The organism is Actinoplanes sp. HUAS TT8 (genome assembly GCF_051380535.1).
Classification (GTDB): domain Bacteria; phylum Actinomycetota; class Actinomycetes; order Mycobacteriales; family Micromonosporaceae; genus Actinoplanes.
Genome location: NZ_CP195646.1, coordinates 3,612,577 through 3,632,123, shown reverse-complemented (window position 1 = coordinate 3,632,123; position 19,547 = coordinate 3,612,577). Strand labels below are relative to the sequence as shown.

At 71.4% G+C, this 19,547-nt stretch carries 22 protein-coding genes and 1 riboswitch; of the genes, 10 read left to right on the top strand and 12 right to left on the bottom strand.

The window, feature by feature from the left end; all coding sequences use genetic code 11:
- Positions 1–71: 71 nt before the first annotated feature.
- From ACSHV8_RS16415 to ACSHV8_RS16405, 3 genes are read right to left on the bottom strand one after another with little or no spacing between them, the layout of a single operon-like run.
- Positions 72–1,208 (bottom strand): type III PLP-dependent enzyme, encoded by a 1,137-nt coding sequence (locus ACSHV8_RS16415; protein ID WP_436533934.1) that lies wholly within the window; start codon positions 1,206–1,208, stop codon positions 72–74.
- The gene (locus tag ACSHV8_RS16410) at positions 1,201–2,748 is read right to left on the bottom strand and encodes an IucA/IucC family protein (protein ID WP_436533932.1); all 1,548 of its coding nucleotides are present in this window, start codon (positions 2,746–2,748) and stop codon (positions 1,201–1,203) included. Before ACSHV8_RS16410 ends, ACSHV8_RS16415 begins: the two co-directional genes overlap by 8 nt.
- Positions 2,745–4,004, bottom strand: a complete 1,260-nt coding sequence (locus ACSHV8_RS16405) for an IucA/IucC family protein (RefSeq protein WP_436533930.1) — start codon at positions 4,002–4,004, stop codon at positions 2,745–2,747. Before ACSHV8_RS16405 ends, ACSHV8_RS16410 begins: the two co-directional genes overlap by 4 nt.
- A 256-nt stretch (positions 4,005–4,260) precedes the next feature.
- Here ACSHV8_RS16405 and ACSHV8_RS16400 point away from each other — a divergent pair, with 256 nt between their 5' ends.
- Complete coding sequence (locus ACSHV8_RS16400; protein WP_436533928.1) at positions 4,261–5,931, top strand: FAD-binding dehydrogenase; 1,671 nt, start codon at positions 4,261–4,263, stop codon at positions 5,929–5,931.
- A 132-nt stretch (positions 5,932–6,063) separates the two neighbouring features.
- Complete coding sequence (locus ACSHV8_RS16395; protein WP_436533926.1) at positions 6,064–6,552, top strand: hypothetical protein; 489 nt, start codon at positions 6,064–6,066, stop codon at positions 6,550–6,552.
- Positions 6,553–6,599: 47 nt separating this feature from the next.
- Here ACSHV8_RS16395 and ACSHV8_RS16390 read toward each other — a convergent pair whose 3' ends face one another.
- The 3 genes from ACSHV8_RS16390 to ACSHV8_RS16380 all read right to left on the bottom strand — a co-directional run bounded on the left by ACSHV8_RS16390 (position 6,600) and on the right by ACSHV8_RS16380 (position 8,865).
- Positions 6,600–7,562, bottom strand: a complete 963-nt coding sequence (locus ACSHV8_RS16390) for an NAD-dependent epimerase/dehydratase family protein (RefSeq protein WP_436533924.1) — start codon at positions 7,560–7,562, stop codon at positions 6,600–6,602.
- A gap of 68 nt (positions 7,563–7,630) precedes the next feature.
- Complete coding sequence (locus tag ACSHV8_RS16385; RefSeq protein WP_436533922.1) at positions 7,631–8,104, bottom strand: heme-degrading domain-containing protein; 474 nt, start codon at positions 8,102–8,104, stop codon at positions 7,631–7,633.
- Positions 8,104–8,865, bottom strand: a complete 762-nt coding sequence (locus ACSHV8_RS16380; RefSeq protein WP_436533920.1) for a sulfite exporter TauE/SafE family protein — start codon at positions 8,863–8,865, stop codon at positions 8,104–8,106. The genes ACSHV8_RS16385 and ACSHV8_RS16380 overlap by 1 nt, the downstream gene beginning before the upstream one ends.
- Before the next feature lie 118 nt (positions 8,866–8,983).
- Between ACSHV8_RS16380 and ACSHV8_RS16375 the strand changes: the two genes are divergently transcribed.
- A complete protein-coding gene (locus tag ACSHV8_RS16375; RefSeq protein WP_436533918.1) occupies positions 8,984–9,754 on the top strand; it encodes an endonuclease/exonuclease/phosphatase family protein in 771 nt (256 codons plus the stop codon).
- Positions 9,755–9,867: 113 nt separating this feature from the next.
- Here the strand turns inward: ACSHV8_RS16375 and ACSHV8_RS16370 are convergent, their stop codons facing one another.
- Positions 9,868–10,386 (bottom strand): GNAT family N-acetyltransferase, encoded by a 519-nt coding sequence (locus tag ACSHV8_RS16370; protein WP_436533916.1) that lies wholly within the window; start codon positions 10,384–10,386, stop codon positions 9,868–9,870.
- Between the two features lie 79 nt (positions 10,387–10,465).
- Between ACSHV8_RS16370 and ACSHV8_RS16365 the strand changes: the two genes are divergently transcribed.
- Both ACSHV8_RS16365 and ACSHV8_RS16360 read left to right on the top strand, forming a co-directional pair.
- Entirely contained in the window at positions 10,466–10,918 is a 453-nt protein-coding gene (locus ACSHV8_RS16365; RefSeq protein ID WP_436533914.1) for a MarR family winged helix-turn-helix transcriptional regulator, read from the top strand.
- Positions 10,915–11,334 (top strand): organic hydroperoxide resistance protein, encoded by a 420-nt coding sequence (locus ACSHV8_RS16360; protein WP_436533912.1) that lies wholly within the window; start codon positions 10,915–10,917, stop codon positions 11,332–11,334. Before ACSHV8_RS16365 ends, ACSHV8_RS16360 begins: the two co-directional genes overlap by 4 nt.
- Positions 11,335–11,375: 41 nt before the next feature.
- Here ACSHV8_RS16360 and ACSHV8_RS16355 read toward each other — a convergent pair whose 3' ends face one another.
- A complete protein-coding gene (locus ACSHV8_RS16355; RefSeq protein WP_436533910.1) occupies positions 11,376–11,960 on the bottom strand; it encodes a hypothetical protein in 585 nt (194 codons plus the stop codon).
- A 102-nt stretch (positions 11,961–12,062) separates the two neighbouring features.
- Positions 12,063–12,653, bottom strand: coding sequence for a MerR family transcriptional regulator (locus ACSHV8_RS16350; protein ID WP_436533908.1), 591 nt, complete (start codon positions 12,651–12,653; stop codon positions 12,063–12,065).
- A gap of 299 nt (positions 12,654–12,952) precedes the next feature.
- On the opposite strand from ACSHV8_RS16350, the gene ACSHV8_RS16345 reads away from it, so the two are divergent.
- Both ACSHV8_RS16345 and ACSHV8_RS16340 read left to right on the top strand, forming a co-directional pair.
- Positions 12,953–13,819: a bifunctional helix-turn-helix transcriptional regulator/GNAT family N-acetyltransferase gene (locus ACSHV8_RS16345; RefSeq protein ID WP_436533906.1), complete on the top strand. Its 867-nt coding sequence runs from the start codon at positions 12,953–12,955 to the stop codon at positions 13,817–13,819.
- 170 nt (positions 13,820–13,989) lie between these two features.
- A complete protein-coding gene (locus ACSHV8_RS16340; protein WP_436533904.1) occupies positions 13,990–14,595 on the top strand; it encodes an RBBP9/YdeN family alpha/beta hydrolase in 606 nt (201 codons plus the stop codon).
- A gap of 85 nt (positions 14,596–14,680) precedes the next feature.
- Here ACSHV8_RS16340 and ACSHV8_RS16335 read toward each other — a convergent pair whose 3' ends face one another.
- Together ACSHV8_RS16335 and ACSHV8_RS16330 are read right to left on the bottom strand one after the other, a co-directional pair.
- A complete protein-coding gene (locus ACSHV8_RS16335) occupies positions 14,681–14,998 on the bottom strand; it encodes a hypothetical protein (protein WP_436533902.1) in 318 nt (105 codons plus the stop codon).
- Between the two features lie 19 nt (positions 14,999–15,017).
- Positions 15,018–15,332 (bottom strand): DMT family transporter, encoded by a 315-nt coding sequence (locus ACSHV8_RS16330; RefSeq protein WP_436533900.1) that lies wholly within the window; start codon positions 15,330–15,332, stop codon positions 15,018–15,020.
- A gap of 18 nt (positions 15,333–15,350) precedes the next feature.
- Positions 15,351–15,410, bottom strand: a riboswitch (guanidine-III (ykkC-III) riboswitch).
- Positions 15,411–15,541: 131 nt separating this feature from the next.
- Between ACSHV8_RS16330 and ACSHV8_RS16325 the strand changes: the two genes are divergently transcribed.
- From ACSHV8_RS16325 to ACSHV8_RS16315, 3 genes are all read left to right on the top strand, one after another.
- Complete coding sequence (locus tag ACSHV8_RS16325) at positions 15,542–16,306, top strand: lysophospholipid acyltransferase family protein (RefSeq protein ID WP_436536788.1); 765 nt, start codon at positions 15,542–15,544, stop codon at positions 16,304–16,306.
- A gap of 42 nt (positions 16,307–16,348) precedes the next feature.
- Positions 16,349–16,717, top strand: a complete 369-nt coding sequence (locus ACSHV8_RS16320; RefSeq protein WP_436533897.1) for a hypothetical protein — start codon at positions 16,349–16,351, stop codon at positions 16,715–16,717.
- 365 nt (positions 16,718–17,082) lie between these two features.
- Positions 17,083–18,501 carry an FAD-dependent monooxygenase gene (locus ACSHV8_RS16315; protein ID WP_436533894.1) on the top strand — a complete coding sequence of 473 codons (1,419 nt, stop codon included), beginning with the start codon at positions 17,083–17,085 and terminating at the stop codon, positions 18,499–18,501.
- Positions 18,502–18,660: 159 nt separating this feature from the next.
- Here the strand turns inward: ACSHV8_RS16315 and ACSHV8_RS16310 are convergent, their stop codons facing one another.
- A complete protein-coding gene (locus ACSHV8_RS16310) occupies positions 18,661–19,527 on the bottom strand; it encodes an NAD(P)H-binding protein (protein ID WP_436533892.1) in 867 nt (288 codons plus the stop codon).
- Positions 19,528–19,547 lie beyond the last annotated feature (20 nt).

The following is a 19,547-nucleotide window of genomic DNA, read 5'->3' as shown; positions in this document are numbered from 1 at the left end:
TGATCGGGCTCATCGCGGCGGGTGGCAGGACCGCCGTCGGGAATCCGCGCCTCTCGTGAAGCCCGAGGGTGTCAAAGGATGATGAACTCCGGGGCCGGGTGGCGCAGGAAGTCGTGGTGGGAGATGTCCCAGGCGTAGGCGCCGGTGCGGGCGAACACCAGCCGGTCGCCGACGCGCAGCCGGGCCACCTGCTGGCCGCGGGTGAGCACGTCGCGCGGGGTGCACAGTTCGCCGACGGCGTCGACCGGGGTGTCGCTGACCGACGGGCGGGAGTAGGGGCGGTCCCACTCGTCGACCGGCAGGACGGTGAACGGGTGGCTGTAACCCCAGGCGGCGGGCAGACGGAAGTGGTGGGTGCCGCCGCGCAGGACCGCGAACGTGCGCCCGTGGGTGGTTTTCAGGTCGAGCACCTCGGCCGCGTAGTAACCGGCGTCGGCGGCCAGATACCGGCCCGGCTCCAGGATCAATTCCACGCCGTCGGGCACGCTGACCTGTGATAACGGGGCCAGGTCGATCGAGGCGGCCGACGTGTGGTCGATGCCCAGGCCGCCGCCCGCGTTGACGACGCGCAGGTTGATGCCGTACGCCGAAGCGGTTTTGATCGACCAGGAGATCGCGTCGCGCAGAAAGTCGGCGTGGGCCTGGCCGTCGAGGTTGTTGGAGACGGCGTGCAGGTGGAATCCGATGACGGTGAGGCTGCTCGGGAGGCTCGCCAGGACGGATCCGAGCTGATTCTCGTCGATGCCGAACGGGGTGGGGGTGCCGGTCATCGTGTGGCTGCCGGTGACGGCGACGTCGTTGCGGTTGATCCGCAGGCAGATGTCGCCGGTGAAGCCGAGCGCGGCCAGTCGTTCCGCTTCGAAGCGGCTCTCGACGTTGAGCAGCGCGCCCGCTTCGACCGCGGCGGCCAGTTCGGTGTCGGTCTTGGCCGGGCCGCCGAAGACGATGCGGCCCGTGCCGGCCCGGACGGCCAGGTCGAGTTCGCCGCCGGAGGCGACCTCGAGACCGTCACAGACCGAGGCCAGCGACTGTACGACTTCCGGGTGCCCGTTGGCCTTCACCGCGTACAAAATCGTGGTTCTGGCCGGCAGTGAGGCCCGCAGGCGGGCCGCGGCCGTGCGCAGCGCCTCGGTGTCGTAGACGTAGGCGCAGGCCGGTGTCGCCAGGGTGCGCAGGGCAGTGGCGACGTGGTCGGGCAGCTCAGCCATGCAGGGGATTCTCCACGGGCAGGTAGATGTCGCCGTTGTCGGCCAGGCGCATGCGCACGAGGGCCTTGTGCGGAACCGTCGGCGCGGTGAATGCGGTGTGGTCCGCGCGGGCGTCGGCCGAGCCGAGCGTCTCGTAGGTGTGGTCGACCACGTCCCGGATGATCCGCCAGGCGGCGCGTTCGTCCAGGTCGAGGTGGAGGACGAGCTCGCCGAGGTGGGCCTGGAAGGCGGTGTAGCCGAGTTTGGCGCGCATGACGGCGGGGTCGTCGGTGCCGACGACCGATCCCGGCCACAGGTCGACGTGATGGCCGGCCGCGGCGAGGCGGGGGAGGTGCAGGCGCAGGCCGGCGAAGTCGCGCAGGGCGAGCCGGTACGGGCGGCCGTCGACGAAGGTGGGCAGGCAGTTCTGCAGGTGCGCTTCGAGGCCGACGCCGGCGGTGGCCAGGCGCAGCAGGGGCGGGAGCAGCAGCTGGGTGTAATCGGTCAGCCAGGCCGCCGGGCCGCCGCCGTGCCGGGTGATCAGCTCGCGCATGCGGTAGGGGAGGGCGCTGCCGGCGATGGCCTCCTCGCCGGGATGGAGGCGGCCGGTGAGGCCGTCGCGCAGGATGGCCGACAGGTCGCGGCCGGAGCCGGCGGGGACGGCGGCGCCGGCGGTCTCGGCCATCAGCAGCAGGGTGGGTTCGTCGGCGGCCAGGCGGTGCAGCAGCCGGGAGACGGCCGGGCCGTTGCGGGTGCTGGCGACCGAGATGCTGCGGCGGGTGGAGGTGACCTGGATGTCCAGGGAGACCTTGAGGTAGTGCCGTCGGCCGTCGGCGTCGGGCGGGAGCAGCAGGGTGCGCAGGGCGGCGGTCGGGACCGCGTCGAGGTGGCCGTCGACCTGCTTCAGCGTGCCGTCGGCGAACAGGTGGCGGTAGCGGTCGAGGACGAGAGCGTGTTGCCAGGCGTGGACGGGTTGCAGGCGGTAGCCGGGGTCGACTGGCGAGATGTCCGGATATAGAGCGCTCAGGTCGTCGCCCAGGTGCGTGTCATCGCGCACCGCGATGAATCGGATCCGCGTGCTCCCCGCCTCAAGATCGTGGGCGAGGACGTCGCAGGTGTCCCAACCGAGCCGGGTCCGGCCGCAGGGGTGCAGGTTGTGACCGGAAATGGCCAGCCGTTCCCCGGCGATCGCGGCCTCGTCGGCATCGCCGCCGGCGACAGGTCCGGGCCGGGCCAGCGCGATCGCCAGGTTGATCACCGCGTTGCGGATCTCGGCCGCGAACCCGGGCGCGTCCAGATCGCCCAGCAGTTCCACCGGGTCGGCCACCCCGGAGCGCGCGAACTCGATCCGGTGGAAGGCGTGCCGTGTCCCGTCCCGCTCGTCGTCGCTGGTCAGCCCTTCGCGGGCGAGGGCGCCGCGCAGCCGTCGCCCGACCGTCCCGGCCGCTTCCGGCAGGTGGGCGAGGAAGCCGGCGACCAGCTCCGGCGCGTGCACGGCCAGGGCTGCCTGGGTGTGCGCGGCGGCCGCGGCGAGGCGTCCGGTGGTGAGGCTGGAGGTCATGCGAACACCGCCATCGGGTTGGGCTGCTGGGTCCAGATGTCGTCGAGAGGGTCGGCGGCGAGGCGCATGGCTGTTGTCGCTTTGACCGGAAGTGATCCGGTCAGCAGTTCCGGCACGGCGCGCAGCCCGGCGGCGATGATCGCCCACAGCCGGTCCGGTTCGGCGCCGTGATGCTCGGACAGGGCGTCGACGAGCTGGGTGGCGACGGTGCCGAGGGCGGCCGCCGCGACCTTGGTGCGCAGCACCGCCGGGTCGTCGGTGAGCAGGTCACCCTGGAGATCCAGGCCGAGCCCGCGATCGACGCGGACGCCGCCGAGGTCGCGGTAGAGGATGCGGACCGGTCGCCGGTCGCGGAGCACGACCAGGCTGTTCTGCCCGTGTGCTTCGAGGGCGACGCCGCGGCGCAGCACGGTGGTCAGCGGCGTGAAGAAGACCTCGGTCAGGTCGCGCAGCCACTGACAGGGGTCGTCGACGGTGTCGAGGAGATGGGTGGCGAAGACTCCGAGGGGTACGGCGATCTCGCCCGGCCCGAGTCGCGGCGCGCGCCGCACCAGGTGGGCCAGGTGCCGGTCCGGCCCGTGCTCGGTGATCACCGCGCCGGCCTCGGTCTCGGCCAGGATGTCGATCGGCAGGTCGGCGGTGATCCGGGTCAGGGCGGCCGACAGCAGCGGCCCGTTGTGGACGGCGGCCGGGGAGACCGTCCGCACGGCCGAGGTCATCTGCACGTCGACCGCGGTCTTGATGTGCGGGCCGCCGCTGACCGGGGCGACGGTGCGCAGCGACATCAGCGGGCGCATGGGCCGGGTCGGGCCGGCGTCGGTCAGCCACGGGTAGCGGCGCAGCAGCCGCGCGGCCTGCCACGGGTGGGCGTAGAGGACCGGCTGGGCGGTGCCGTGCCAGCGGTCGGCCGGGACGCGCAGGCGGCGCAGGCGGATCGTGGGGCGGTGCTCGGGGGCGTAGGCGAGCACGTCGGCGACCGTCATGCCGCCGCGGGTGCGACAGCAGGGGTGCAGCGGGTGACCATCGGTCTCCCACTGCTCGATCTTGCCGAGGCCGTCCGGGTCGCCGGGCTCGGGAATGCGCCGGGGCACCCGGTTGGCGCGGGCCAGGGCCAGGTTGGCGACGCTGTTGGCGACCTCGGTGACGAACGTCGTCCCCGGCCACAGTTTCGCGGCCAACTCGATCGGGTCCAGGTCGGCGTGGACGGCACCCGGAAGGGGTTCACGTTCGATGGCCAGTTTCAGTCTGTGCAACACCGCGGCACGCGCCGCCGGGAGTGCCGCATCGTAACGTTCGACCAGGTCAGGCCGGATATCTTCGAGCTCGGCACGGGTCTGCGCCGGGTCGGCGGTGGGGATGTGGAGCGGCACCACACCATTGTCGCCGTGATCGGTCGTAGTGTCCGTTCGGGGTTTTGCGGGGCGAGCGAGGACACACCTTAGATGAGTTGCATTCACGTATCGGATACATTCCTGGAACGCCGAGTGGCGCGGATCACCTGAGGGGGTTGTCGTGGACGCGGACGTCATCGTGGTCGGCGCGGGACTGGCCGGATTGGTCGCGGCGCACGAACTCACCGCCGCCGGGAAGAAGGTGGCGCTGCTCGACCAGGAGAACGCGGCCAATCTCGGCGGGCAGGCGTTCTGGTCGTTCGGCGGCCTGTTCTTCGTCGACAGCCCCGAGCAGCGTCGCGCGCGGATCAGCGACAGCGTCGACCTGGCCTGGAGCGACTGGCGGGGCAGCGCCGGCTTCGACCGCCTGGACGACGAGGACTCGTGGGCGGTCAAGTGGGCCCGCGCCTACGTCGAGTTCGCCGCCGGGGAGAAGCGCTCCTGGCTGTCCGGGCTCGGGCTGAGCTGGCTGCCGTTCGCCGGGTGGGCCGAGCGCGGCGACCTGCGGGCGGGCGGGCACGGCAACTCGGTGCCGCGCTTCCACATCACCTGGGGGACCGGGACGGGCGTGGTCGAGCCGTTCGTCGCCTCCGCGCAGCGGGCCTCGTCCAGCGGGCTGCTGGCGTTCCGGCACCGGCACCGCGTGGACGAGCTGATCGTGGACCAGGGCGCGGTCGTCGGCGTACGCGGAAAGATCCTGGCTCCTGATGACGCCGCCCGTGGGGTGTCGTCGAACCGGGACGAGGTCGATGATTTCGAGGTACGGGCGCAGGCCGTGATCGTGACGACCGGTGGGATCGGCGCCAATCACGATCTCGTCCGTCAGTACTGGCCGCCCCGCCTGGGCACCGCGCCCAAGACGATGATCACCGGCGTGCCGGCCTATGTCGACGGCCGGATGCTCGGGATCGCCGAGACGGCCGGTGCGCGGCTGGTCAACCGTGACCGGATGTGGCACTACACCGAGGGCATTCGCAACTGGGACCCGATCTGGCCGGCGCACGGCATCCGGATCCTGTCGGCGCCCTCACCGATGTGGTTCGACGCCCTCGGCAGGCGGCTGCCGCAGCCCTATTACCCCAGCTACGACACCCTGGGCACGCTGCGCTACCTGCGGACGACGCCCGATCTGGCCGAGCACGACCACTCCTGGTTCATCCTCACCCAGAAGATCATCGAGAAGGAGTTCGCGCTCTCCGGCTCCGAGCAGAACCCGGACCTGACCGCGAAGGATCGCAAGGCGTTCCTGCGTGACCGGCTGCTCGGCAAGGGCGCGCCCGGGCCGGTGGAGGCGTTCAAGCAGCACGGCGCCGACTTCGTGGTCGCCCCGACCCTCGACGAACTGATCGCGGGAATGAACGGGCTGACCGACGAGCCGCTGCTGGACGTCGCCCACGTGCGCGGGCAGATCGAGGCCCGGGACCGGCAGCTGGCCAACAAGGTCACCAAGGACGGGCAGATCCAGGGCATCTACAACTCCCGCCGCTACATCGGCGACAAGATCGGGCGTACGTCGACACCGCACCGCCTGCTGGATCCGGCGGCCGGGCCGCTGATCGGCGTGAAACTGCACATCCTGACCCGCAAGACGCTCGGCGGCATCCAGACCGACCTGGACTCGCGGGCGATCGGGGCCGACGGCCAGATGCTGCCCGGCCTGTACGCGGCCGGCGAGGTCGCCGGGTTCGGCGGGGGCGGCGTGCACGGCTACAACGCCCTGGAAGGAACGTTCCTGGGCGGCTGCATCTTCAGCGGCCGCGCGGCCGGCCGGCACGCGGCCCGATCGTTGTAACAACCACACCCGGCCGGCACCGGTTCACCGGGCCCGGCCGAATTGCCGACCGCCGCATCCTTCGGCCCGGCGGTCGGCCGAACACCTCGGTCACGGGGTTTGCCTGAACAACCGTGACCGAGGGAGAAGTCGATGCGTTCCGACGACGGGGTGGCCGGGCTGGGACCGGATCTGCGGTACGGCGCCGCGCAGACCGGGACCGACGACGACGGGGTGGTGCTGGTCCGGGTGGCCGCCGACGGCGCCGTCCTGGCCGTGGAGATCAACCGGCGGTGGGGTGAGCGGCTGCGCGGCGTGGACGCACTGGCCGCGGCCGTGCTGGCCGCCTACCGGCAGGCGCTGCTCAAGCGGATGGCCGCCCGCCTGGTGAACGGGCCCACGGTCGCGGAAACGCCCGAGCGGCCCGGCGTCGACGACCCGGGCTGGCTGCGGGGCGTCCGGGACGCCCTGGACCGCGCCCATCAGCAGCTGACCGCCGTGCCCCGGGACGAGACGGTCACCGGCCCGGCCCGGCTCGTGCGGGTCGCCGGCGGTGCGGCGGCCGAGCGTGAACCCGGGCGCGTCGCCGAGGACGCCCGGATCGCCCTGGACCGGGCCCGGAACCCACGGCGTCCGTCCTGATCCGCCCCCATTCGGCGTTGCCGGGGCACGTGGCCGCAGACCGTCGGTCAAGCGCCGAGCAGCGTCGCCTCGACCGCGGGATCCAGCCCGACCGCCGGCCGGTCGGTGCGCTGCGGCGCACCACCGTCGAGCCCGGACAGCCAGGCCCAGGTGTCGGCCACGGTCTCCTCGACCGGCCGGCACCGCAGCCCCGCGGCGAGCGCCTTGCCGACATCCCCCTGGTGCATGAACGTGTGGACCTCGCCCGGCGGCAGCCAGATCGGCAGGTCGGTCCACGGGCTGACCCCGGCCGCCAGGATCGCCTCCGGGTCGGTCCAGCGCAGCTCGGCGCGGCCGCCGGTCACCGCGTTGCCGGCCGTCAGCAGCCCGCCCATGGTGGCGTGCCCTTCCGGCGCGACCAGGTTGAACGGCCCGGCCGTCCCGACCGTGGCCAGGATGAACTCGGCCAGGTCGCGGACGTCGATGTACTGCACACCCAGATCCCGCGGCCCGGGCGCGAGCGTCGGGCCACCGCGGTGCAACCGGTTCAGCCACCAGGGCAGGCGGCCCACGTCCTCGTGCGGGCCGAGGATCAGCCCGGCGCGGGCCAGCAGCACCGTGCCGCCGAACGCCTCGGTGGCCCGTTCGCCGCGCAGCTTGTCGCCGGCGTAACCCGGGTCGTCGAGGTCGGCCAGGGGCGAATTCTCGTCGACGCTGCCGGTGGCCAGCCAGCGGTACACCGAACGACTCGACACATACGTCAGGTGAGCGGCCCGCCCGTCGAGCAGCGCCGCGGTCGCACCGACCGCCTCGGCCCCGGCCGACCAGGTGTCGACCACCGCGTCCCACGTGCCGGACCCGAGCGCGGCCAGGCCGCCCTCGGCCAGCCGGTCACCGGTCAGCACGGTCACGCCGGGCACCGGGTCGCGCAGGCCGCGATTGAAAACGGTCACGTCGTGGCCGGCCGACACCGCCGTCTCGGCCAGGACACGGCCGACGAAACCACTGCCCCCGAGGATGAGAATCCGCATGGGCCGAGCCTGCCCCACGGCGCGGCCCGGCCCCAAACGGATCTGCCGAGAGCAGAGCCGGCCGGAACCTACTCCTCCAGGAACGTCTCCAGGGCCTCGACGACCAGGGCGTGGTCGTCGGCCTGGGGCAGCCCGGACACGGTGACGACGCCGACCACGCCGACGCCGGGAACCCGGACCGGGAACGCGCCGCCGTGCGCCGCGAACAGCGCCGGGTCGACGCCCATCGCCGCGTCCAGTTCCCGGCCCTTGGCCGCGAGCTGGCGCCCGATCAGGTACGACGAGGCGGCGAAGCGGTAGACGACCCGGACCTTGCGGGCGATCCAGGCGTCGTTGTCGGCGGTGGAGCCGGGCAGGCCGGCGTGGAAGAGTTGCTGCTCGCCGCGGCGGATGTCGACCGCGACCGGGAGCCCGCGCTGGGTGGCCAGGTTGACCAGCAGGCACCCCAGCGCCCAGGCGTCGGCCTCGTCGAACTTCGGGAAGACCAGGCGGCGTTCCTGCTCTTCGATCTCGGCGATCAGGTTCTGTGACTCGTCGCTCATCACTGCATTCTTATCTGATCGACTCCGAGCTTGACGATCAGGGCCAGGACCACGACCAGCAGCACGATCCGGACGAAGCCGGAGCCGCGGCGCAGCGCCATCCGGGCCCCGACGACCGCGCCGGCGATGTTGCAGACGGCCATGCCGGCGCCGAGCCACCAGTGCACGTGCCCGGTCGCCGCGAACACGATCAGCGCGCCCAGGTTGGTGCCGGTGTTGACCAGTTTGGCCATAGCCGAGCCGTGCACGAAGTCGGCGCCGACGATCGTGGTGAACGCCAGCACCAGGAACGTGCCGGTGCCCGGACCGATGAGCCCGTCGTAGAGGGCGATGACCCCGCCGGCGACCGCGACGGCCAGGCCACGCCGCAGCGCCGTGCGTTTCTCCATGTGCTCGGCCAGGCCCATGGCCGGGCGCACGGTCACGAAGACGGCCACGCCGATCAGGACGACGAGCACGACCGGACGGTACGCGGCGGCCGGGATCGACCCGGCCAGCAGCGCCCCGCAGCCGGCGCAGAGCAGCGCCAGCGCGGCCGACGGCCCGGCCACCCCCCAGTCGATCTTGGTGCGCCGGGCGTAGGTGAACGCGGCCGTGCTGGTGCCGCAGATCGCGGCCAGCTTGTTCGTGCCCAGCGCGGTCGGCAGGGGCAGTTGCGGGGCGGCCAGGAGCAGGGCCGGAAGCAGCAGCAGGCCGCCTCCGCCGACGACCGCGTCGACCCATCCGGCCGCGGCGGCCGCCACCAGGAGCGTGATGATCACTTGCGGCCGCGGAGCCTCTGGAGCCACATGCCGAACATCGCGACGGCTATGAAGACCACCATGCTGCAGCAGAGGGCCTTGGTGAACATTCATCTCCTCCATTGACTAGGGTCGGCCTGTGCGCCTGGCCACGTTCAACCTGTTGCACGGCAGATCTCTGTCCGACGGCACGGTACACGCCGACCGGGTCCGGGACGCCGTCGCGGACCTCGACGCCGACGTGCTGGGCCTTCAGGAGGTCGACCGCGCACAGCCCCGCTCCGGCGGCCTGGACCTCACCGTCCTGTGCGCCGACGCCCTGAAAGCACCCGCGCACCGGTTCGCCGCCGCCGTGGTCGGCACGCCGGGGCAGACCTGGCAACCCTGGCACGCCGAGGCCGACATCACCCACCCGCAGTACGGGATCGCCCTGGTCAGCCGCTTCCCGGTGCAGCGCTGGCAGATCACCCAGCTGCCGGGCGCGCCGATCCGCTCCCCGGTGCTGACCGGGGACGGTCTGCTGCTGCTCAAGGACGAACCGCGGGTGCTGCTGGCGGCGGTTCTGGAGACGCCGCGGGGCCTGCTCAGCGTGGGCACCACCCACCTGTCGTTCGTGCCCGGCTGGAACGTGCGCCAGCTGCGTCACGTGGTCCGGGCGATGCGCGCGCTGCCCGCGCCGCGCGTCCTGCTGGGCGACCTGAACATGCCGTCCGGGCCGGTCCGGGCGTTCACCGGGTGGCGTCCCCTGGCCCGGGCGGCGACGTTTCCGAGCCCGTACCCGCGTACCCAGCTCGACCACGTCCTGGCCGATCCGCGAGGGGCGGCCGCGCTGGGCCGCGTCGTGCAGGTGCGCACCCCGCACCCGCCCGTCTCCGACCATCGCCCCCTGGTCGTCGGTCTGGACCTTTAACCCCCTTTGCGCGTACGTCGTTGAGCCCGGCCCCGCCGTGACCGCCCGCCACGCCCAGTCCGTCGGGTCGACCGGGGAGGCGGGTTTGCGGTCGGGGCGGCTGGTGGCCGTACCTAAGCGGGGGTTTGGGGCTTTTTGGTTCTGAGATAGACGTCTTCGAGGCCGTCCTCCGGATCCCACTGCTCGCCGATCTTGCGGAAGCCGAAGCCTTTGATCGTGGCGCGGGAGCCGAGATTGTCGGGGCGGATGCTGGCGCGGACGGCGGTGACGCGCGGGTCGGCGTCGGCGCGGTCGAGCAGAGCGCGCAGCATCGCCTTGGCGTAGCCCTGCCGCCGGTGAGCCGGGTCGACCGAGTAGGCGACCTCGACGACACCGTCCGCGTCGGGCGGCCCGTGGAAGCCGCCGTGGCCGATAACGATCCCCTCGGGGTCGGCCAGCGCGGCCCGGGCGATCCATTCAGCCGCGGCCGGATCGCGCCGAACGTCCTCGAGGCGGATCTCCCACAGCCAGTTCTCATCGACGAGGTACCGGCTCAGGGGAGTACCGGCGGCCTCGCTCGCCGCGTCCAGGTCGCCGTCGACGAGGGCAGACAGGGCGGCGGGGGGAAGTTGCACGAATCGGATGCCCGGCATCCCGCGATGATCACACATCGTAGTGGCCCATGCCACCAACCGGTTGCGCACAACTAAATTGCGCACTACTGTTCTGGGCATGCGGGAGAGCACGGCACTGGACGAGATGATCTGCTTTCAGCTCTATGCGGCCAGCAGGGCGATGACGTCGCTGTACCGTCCGCTGCTCGACCCGCACGGTCTGACCTACCCGCAGTACCTGGTTTTGCGGGTCCTCTGGCACGACGGCCCCACTACCGTGCGTGACCTCGGTCGCACCCTGCGACTCGACAGCGGCACCCTTTCCCCGCTGCTGAAACGACTCGAAGCCCAGGGCCACCTGACCCGCGCCCGGGGCGCCGACGACGAGCGCACCGTCCTCATCAGCCTGACCGAAACCGGTCAGCGTCTGCGGGACGAGATCGGCGATCTCACCCAGGCGCTGCTCTGCTCGGTCAATCTGACCGTGGACGAACTCACCCAGCTGCAGAGCCTGCTCATCCGAGCGAACCGCGCCTCCGAGAATTCCCCACGAAAGGTGACATCCGCATGACCGCGATCTACACCGCCTCGGCCACCGCGACCGGAGACGGCCGCAACGGCCACGTCCGCTCCAGCGACGGCGTCCTCGACTTCGACCTGGCCATCCCCAAGGAGATGGGCGGCCCCGGCGGCGCGCTGACCAACCCGGAGCAGCTGTTCGCGGCCGGCTACGCGGCCTGCTTCCACAGCGCCCTCAAGCGGGTGGCCGGCATGCAGAAGCTGACCCTCACCGACACCGCGATCACCGTCGACGTCGGCATCGGCCAGCTGCCCTCCGGCGGTTTCGGCCTGAACGTGACCATCGAGGCCGAACTGCCCGGCCTGACCGAGGAGCAGGGCAAGGCGGTCCTCGAGGCCGCCCACCAGGTCTGCCCCTACTCCAACGCCACCCGCGGCAACGTCGAGGTCGTCCTCAACCTCGCCTGATCCGCGGTGCGATGAGGCCGGGCCGGGATGCCGGCTCGGCCTCATTCTCGTCGGGCGACCTGGCGGCGTGTCTCGTCGGCCAGGTCGGGGTAGGCGGCGGCGATCACCGCGTACACCGTGTTCCGGATCGCGATGGTGGCTTCGGCCCGGCCGACCCGGGCGTACAGGCGGTCCAGCGTCGCGTCGTACACCGTCGTCCGGTGCCGTAGGTAGTTGACCATCCAACGCCGCAGCGTCGCCTCGTCGGTGTCCTCGACCGTGGCGGGGTCCGCGCCGAAGCCGTGTCGTTCCCGGTCGAGCCGGTTCCGGTGGTCGACCGCCCGCGCGGCCAGGGATGCCACCGGGATGATCGGCACCCGGATGTCCAGGGCGGCGATCTCGGCCAGCAGCGCGGCCCGTTTGGTCTCGGCGACCGCCCGGCAGCGGGCCGACCGCTGGATCGATCTCTCCCGCCAGCGCTGCCACTGCTCGGTCCGCTCGGCCGCGGTGACCCGCTCCAGCCGGAACAACCGCATCGGCCCGGCCGACCGGAACACCGGGTTCGGCACCGTGCGGTCCGGCTCGCCGAGGAACCGGCGGACGGCGGCCGCCGTCCATCCGCGCTCGGCCAGAACACGGCTGCTCACACAGCCGTCGATATTGTCGTGACGCAACTGCACGTACGTCATCGTGTCATGCGTCAATGCGGTGCGCAACCGCCCGGGGCGCCTCCGGGCCGCTGCTCGCTGCTACTCGGCCGTGGGCATCCAGCGGGCCCGCTCGGCCTGCATGGCCGCGACCTGCTCCGGCGTCATCGCCGCGGCCGCCTCCGTGCGTCGCCGGCTCAACTCGGCCAACTCGTCCGGACTCAGCGACGCGGCGAACTCCTGCCGTTTGCGCTGCATCTCGGCGATCTGGTCGGGTGTCAGGGGCTGGGACATCGTGGTCATCTCCTCGATCAACTGCAGGAATTCCGACGTCGACGGCTCGTCCATGGCTTCGAGCGCGCCGAGCACCCCGAGCAGGCGGCCTCGCAGACTCATCCCGCGCCGGATCCGTTCCTCGGTCTCGGCGAGCTGCCGTCGCAGCAACCCGGCCGGGTCGCCGGACGCCTCGCCGAGCGTGTCGCGGATCTGCGACAGGCTCAGCCCGAACCCGCGCAACGCCAGGATGACGTGGAGTTTCCGCACGTCGTCCCCGGTGTAGCACCGGTGCCCGCCCGCGGTCCGGGCCGACGGCACGAGCAGACCGAGCCGGTCGTAGTGGTGCAGCGCCCGAACCGTCACCCGGGTGATCCGGGCCAGTTCCCCGACACGCCACTCACGCTGGGTTTCCTCCACAAACCCCCCTTCCTGAGGTACGTCGTGAACGCTACGACCTGACGCAGGGTCGGGTTCAAGCCCCGATCCTGCGATGATCGCGACTGTGACCGAGCATCCGTGTCGGTCGCCTCGCCCCAACTGGCCGTCCAGCACGGGGGTCTGGTGGCGCGGTCGGCGAGTCACGAGGCGGTGCTGCACCGCCCCGACTGGCGTGGCCTGCCGGCCCGCGGGTCCCCGCCCCGCGCCGGCCGGGCGCCAAACCGGCCCGGGCCCTGCTGGCGGCCCTGTCTTTGACCTGAGTCAAGTATCGTCGGCGGGTGGACGTCGAGCGGATCCGAGCCTTCAACCGGTTCTATACGCAACACCTGGGTGTCCTGACCGACCGCTACCTCGGGCAGGAACGGACGCTCGGCGCCGCTCGGCTGCTCTTCGAGATCGGCGACCGGTCCGACCTGCGGGAGCTGCGGACCCGCCTCGGCCTCGACGCCGGATACCTGACCCGGCTGCTGCGCGGCCTGCAGGAACAGGGCCTGGTCGAGGTCCGGGCCCACCCGTCGGACGGCCGTGCCCGCATCGCCGAGCTGACCGCGGCCGGCCGCCGGGAGCGCGCCGACCTGGACGAACGCTCCCGGCAGGCGATCGCCGACTCCCTGGCCGGGCTGACCGCCGAGCAGCAGGACGAGCTGGTCAGGGCGCAGACCACCATCCACCGGATGCTGCGCCTGGCCGCCGCCCAGGTCGCCCCGGCCGACCCGGCGGACCCACCGGCCCGGGAGTGCCTGCTTCGCTACGCAGCCGAGCTGGGACGACGATTTCCTGAGGGGTACGAGGTCAGCACGCTCACCGCTCCCGAGGACGTCGACGGGACGCTGATGCTGGCCCGGGAGGACGACCGGCCGATCGGCTGTGGCTTGTGGACGCGCCTGACGCCCGGGGTCGCCGAACTCCGGCACCTGTGGATCTCGCCGGAGGCGCGGGGGATCGGTCTCGGCCGGCGCCTGCTGAATGCCCTGGAAGCGGATGCCGTCGCGAACGGGATCACGGTGATGCGGCTCGGCACCCATGGCGTGCTGGGGGAGGCGATCGGTCTGTACCGGGGCGCCGGTTACACGGAGATCCCGAACTACAGCGACTCGCCCTACAACCAGCTGACGTTCACGAAGGCGCTCACCTCGGCCGGATAGGCGTCCGGTTCTTTCCTAGAATCCTAGGATGCCTTAGGGGCAGTGCGGCAAGCCGCACCAGAACCCCGAAGGACGGCTTCGCCGACGAACCATCAAGTCTTTTGCGAACGGGAGGGCGGGCGGCCGCTGGGAGGCAGAATCGACAGAGACCGGTCGATATTCTGCGCGGCATGACTCGTGTTCTGCTGGTGCCCGGTCGCGGGGTGGCGAAGGCCGACCACTGGGCTCAACAGTGGGCGCGCGATCGTGGGTACCGGTGGGCCCCGGAACCGCCCGGGCCGCCCTACCGCCCGGCGGAGCGGGTCGCTGACCTGGAGCGGGTGCTCGGGGAGAGCGACGAGCCGGCAATTCTGGTCGCGCACAGCGCGGGGTGCTTGACGGTTGCCTACTGGGCGGAGCGCCAACCGTACGGCCCACCCACCCTGGGGGAGGTGCCGCTTGTCAGTATGGCGGGATTCGACAAGATCACGTCGGGGGCCTGTGGACAACCCGCCGGTGTGGACAACGGGGGACCCGTGGTGGGGGCGTTGCTGGTGACGCCGCCATACGTCGAGGAGGTTCCGCGGCGACGGCTGCCGTTTCGGGCGATCGTCGTGGCCAGCCGGGACGATCCGCATGCGGTGTTCGGGGAGCAGGAGCGGTTCGCGCGGGAGTGGGGTGCCGAGCTGGTCGACGCCGGGAATGTCGGGCACCTGGACTCGGCTACCGGGTTCGGGCCGTGGCCGCAGGGCGAGGAGTTGCTCGATCGGCTGCGGAGAGCCGCTGCGGCCGGCTGACGAGGCGCCGACCGGGGCTCAGACCGGTCGGGACGGGTGCGCCGACCGGGTTCAAGCTGGTCGGGACGGGTGCGCCGACCCGGGCTCAGGCTGGTCGGGACGGTGCCAGCAGGGCGAAGGCGACAACGAGCCCGGCGATGATCACGTCGACGGTGATGACGAAGAACCGTTCGGCCCCGGACGGGGCGAGCAATACACCGGTGACGACCAGGGCCAGGGCGGCGACGACGGCGACGCCCTGGGCCGGGCGGATCCCGCGGTTCACCCGGGTGGCCAGGGCTACCGTGGCGCCGCCCAGCCCGGCGAGGATCATGGGGATGGCCAGGGCGTCGACCTCGTGGCCGAGTGCGGTCACGCCGGTGGCGGCGAGCAGGGCGAACAGGGCGATGGCCACGATTCGCACGGTGCCTCCCGGCGGTCGGTCAATGGGCGTACTTCAATCCGACCACACCGCCCACCACCAACAGCAAGCAAATAATCTTCCCGAACGAGGCACTTTCCCCCAACGCGAGCATGCCGGTGATCGCGGTGCCGACCGCGCCGATGCCGACCCAGACGGCGTAGCCGGTGCCGACCGGGATGGTGCGCAGGGAGTAGCCGAGGCCGATCATGCTGAGGACGAGGGCGACGCCGAAGACGGCGGTGGGCAGGGGCTTGGAGAAGCCGGCGCTGCGGTCGAGGGCGACGGCCCAGACGGTTTCCAGCAGGCCGGAGATGACGAGCACGATCCATGCCATGACGGACACACCTCTTTCAAGGCGGTCGTCTTGTCAGGCCGGGTACGACACGCAACTCGTCCGGGGCGGCCGCGTCGCGGTGCCGTGACAAACCGTAGCACCGTGGTGCAGAAGACGCCGTGACCGAGTTCATCACCGAGAATCCTCCGGTCGCGTCGCTGACCGGCGGATGGATCGCGGCCGGGCCGGCGTGCCATCATGGCCCGCCTATGGAGACGTCGACTACCTGGCAACCGCCGCTGCTGTGGCGGTTCCTGCTCGCCCTGTCCCGGGTGCTGATCGCCCCGTTGTGCCGGTTGCGGGTGCGCGGGAGCGTGCCGGCCGAGCTGCTGCGCGGGCCGGTGATCCTGGCCGCGAATCATGTCAGCCCGTTCGATCCGCTGGTGATGATCGCGGCCTGTCACAAGGCGGGCCTCGCGCCGCGCATCATGATCACCGGTGGGGTGTTCGACGCGCCGGTGCTGGGTGCGTTGATGCGCGCGTGTGAGCACATCCGGGTCGATCGGGGGACGGCGCAGGTGGCGGATGCTCTGCCGGCGGCCGCGCAGGCGTTGAAGGACGGGGCGATGATCCTGGTCTACCCGGAGGGGCGGATCGGTCTGGACCCGTGGATGTGGCCGGAGCGGGGCAAGACCGGGGTGGCGCGGATGGCGGCGCTGACCGGTGCGCCGGTGTTGCCGGTGGCGCAGTGGGGTGCGCACGCGGTGCTGCCGTATGAGGCGCCGAAGAACGCGGGGCGGGCGTTGTTGCGGGCGCTGGTGCGCCGGCCGGTGGTGACCGTGGGGTTCGGTGTTCCGGTGGATCTGTCGGCGGTGACGGGGACGCCGGGGGCGCAGGCGATGCGCGCGACGCGGTTGATCATGGAGGGGATCGATGCGGCGCTGGCGCCGCTGCGGGCCGACGAGATGGAGATTCCGAAGTACGTGGACCGCACGCGTCCCCCGGACACGTCCCGGGTGCGGCCGCGGCCCTGAGGGCGCCGGTTTTTGTCGGTGGGTGGTGGCAGGATCGGCACCATGGTGAAGGGACGGATTGTCGCCGAGAGCCTGCGGACCGGTGCCGCGCTGGTGGTGCCCGGGCTGGAGTTGACCAGGGTGTCGCGGGTCGGTGTGTCGGCGCCCGGGCCGGGTCAGCCGGCGGTGTGGACGCTGCTGGACGTGGCCGCGCCATCGGAGCGGGCCGAGGAGCTCGCGGCGGCTCTGAGTGCGGCTCTTCTGCCGGACGGTGGGTGGTATGCGGATTTTCGCGCCGGCGGCGATCACGTGGTCGTCTATGCGGGCCGCATCTTCCGTTATGCGGTCGGTGATGTCGCCGGCCGCGACGAGGCGGTGGCGCACGGTCGGTCGGCCGGTGTCCCGGAGGCGCAGCTGGACTGGGGTCCGTGATCGACACCTACCCTTCCGTCCTAGGATGCCCTAGAGGCAGTGCGGCAAGCCGCACCCAACTACAAAAGGCCGGCTGCGCCGACAGACACAAAAACCTTTGATTTGGGTACGGAGGCAGCCCGGTGACCGCATCCGGACGGTTCGATCGGGGCGTGCCGCGGGCGCGGGGTCCAGCTGTGAGAAATGGTGTGGCGGGCTGGACGGGGTGCGGTCCGGGCTTGTAGCTTGCTCCTGACTGTGACGTCGTGCGAGGAGGTGAGACCCATGAACGCTGGAACGCTGTGGGTGCTCCCTCTGCCGTCACGGTCGGGCGATTGACGTAGGTGTCGCCGGGAGCGCCTTGACACTCCCGAAAGGCACTACCTGTGAACTCCGATTTTGATGTGATCGTCGTCGGCTGTGGGCCGACCGGCGCGATGCTCGCCGCCGAGTTGCGACTGCATGACGTACGGGTGCTGGTGTTGGAGAAGGACACCGAGCCGGTGTCGTTCGCCCGGATCGTCGGCCTGCACATCCGCAGTCTCGAGCTGATGGCGATGCGTGGGCTGTTGCAGCGTCTGGTCGAGCGTGGGCGTAAGCGCCCGGCCGGCGCCTATTTCGCGGCGATCGACAAGCCGGCGCCGGCGGGGCTGGATTCGGCGTACGCATATCTGTTGGGTATTCCGCAGCCGGTCGTCGTGCAGCAGTTGGAGGAGCACGCGGTCGCGTCGGGTGCTCAGGTCCGGCGTGGTTGCGCGGTTGCCGGGGTCGAGCAGGACGAGGACGGTGTGACCGTCGAGCTGGCCGGCGGGGAACGGCTGCGTGCGAGCTATCTGGTCGGGTGTGACGGCGCGCGCAGTGCGGTGCGCAAGCTGCTCGGGGTCGGTTTTCCTGGTGAGCCGTCGCGTAACGACACGTTGATGGGCGAGCTGGAAGTGGGTGTGCCGGCGGAGGAGGTCGCGGCCCGGGCGGCCGAGGTCCGTGCGGTTGACCGGCGGGTCATGGTCGGGCCGGTGGGTGCGGGTGTGTATCGCGTGGTGATTCCCGCGGTCGGTGTCAGTGATCGTGCCGAGCCGCCGGTGCTGGCGGATTTCCAGGAGCGGTTGCGGGCGGTTTTCGGTTCTGATCTCGGTGTGCATTCGCCGCGTTGGTTGTCGCGGTTCGGTGATGCGACGCGGTTGGCCGAGCGTTTCCGGGTGGGGCGGGTGTTGCTGGCCGGGGATGCGGCGCACATTCATCCGCCGGTCGGTGGTCAGGGGCTCAATCTGGGTGTTCAGGACGCGTTCAATCTGGGGTGGAAGTTGGCGGCGCAGGTGCGGGGCTGGGCGCCGGAGGGCTTGCTGGATTCGTATCAGGCTGAGCGGCAGCCGGTGGCCGGGGAGGTTCTGGAGAACACTCGCGCTCAGACGGAGTTGTGGTCGGCGCCGGCGGCGCGGCGGTTGTTGACCGCGTTGATGGAGTTCGACGAGGTTAACCGGTTTCTGTTGGAGAAGGTCACGGCGATCGGTGTCCGGTACGACTTCGGTGCGGGTTCGGATCTGGTCGGGCGTCGGCTGCCGGATGTCGAGGTGAAGCAGGGCGGTGTGTACGGGCTTCTGCACGGTGGCCGTGGTCTGCTGCTGGATCGCACCGAGCGTTTGAGCGTCGGTGGTTGGTCGGATCGGGTGGACTATCTCGGGGATCCGTCCGCGGGGCTGGATGTGCCGTGTGTTCTGGTGCGTCCGGATGGCCATGTCGCCTGGGTCGGTGATGATCAGCGGGATCTCGACGCTCACCTGGCCCGCTGGTTCGGCGTGGCCGGGTAGGACGCAGCGCGGCCGGCTCACCCTGGTCGCCTCGGCCACCGCCTGCCGCTGCTCTTACCGCTGTTTCCCGGCCCGTCTCCGCCTGCCGGCCATCGCGTCGGCAGGCGGTGGCCGAGGACGGCAGGCGTGGGGCCGCTTCGGTGGGGGTGCGGGTCCTGATCACGGGGCTGCTGCCGGGGTAGTGGTGGGGAGCATCGTGGCGGCCCAGGATTTCAGGGTGGTCGGGGTGGTGGTGAGTGGGGTGCGGGGCTGGGCCGGGGTGAAGCCGTGGCGCAGGCCGGTGGTCATGGCCAGGACGGCGGCGGCGGCTTTCGGGGTCAGGCCGGCTTGCCGGAGCCGGGCGGTGACGGTGTCGTCGGGGACGATGTGCAGGGTGACCGACAGGATGGCGGCGACCTCGGTCCAGGTGAGGTCGGCCGGGCCGTGGACGGCCTGGATGCCGGTGCTGGTGTGCGGGTTGAGCAGGCGGGTGGCGGCGATGTCGCCGATGTCGCGGGGGTCGACCCATGGGGTCGGGTGGTCCGGTGGTGCGTTGGTCGAGAGGTGGCCGGTGCGTAGTTCTTCGGTGCCGGCGAGCAGGTTGGTGAAGTAGTAGCCGCAGCGCAGGGTCAGGACCTGGGTGCCGGTGGCGGTGAATTCGTGTTCGCTGCGGGCCAGGCCGTCGATCAGGCCGGCGCCGTGACCGAGTTCGGCGCCGATGCTGCTGATCAGGACTGTTCTGGGGATGTGGTTGGCGCGGACGGCGGCGGTGCCGGCGTCGACGATGGTGGCCATCTCGGCCAGGGGGTCGTCGGCTCCGAAGTTTTCCGGGGTGGCCCAGAACAGGGCGTCGGTGCCGGTGGTGGCGGTGCGTAGGAAGTCCGGGTCGCGCAGGTCGCCGGTGTGGATGTGGGCGGCGGCGCGGATGTGCGGGGCGAGTTTGGCCGGGTCGCGGACGAGCAGGTGGGGTCGGATCCCGGCCTGGATGAGGAGTTGGGTGACGCGGGAGCCGACGTTTCCGGTGGGGGTGGTGACGGTGATGGTCATGTCTTACTGCCTACCCGTGG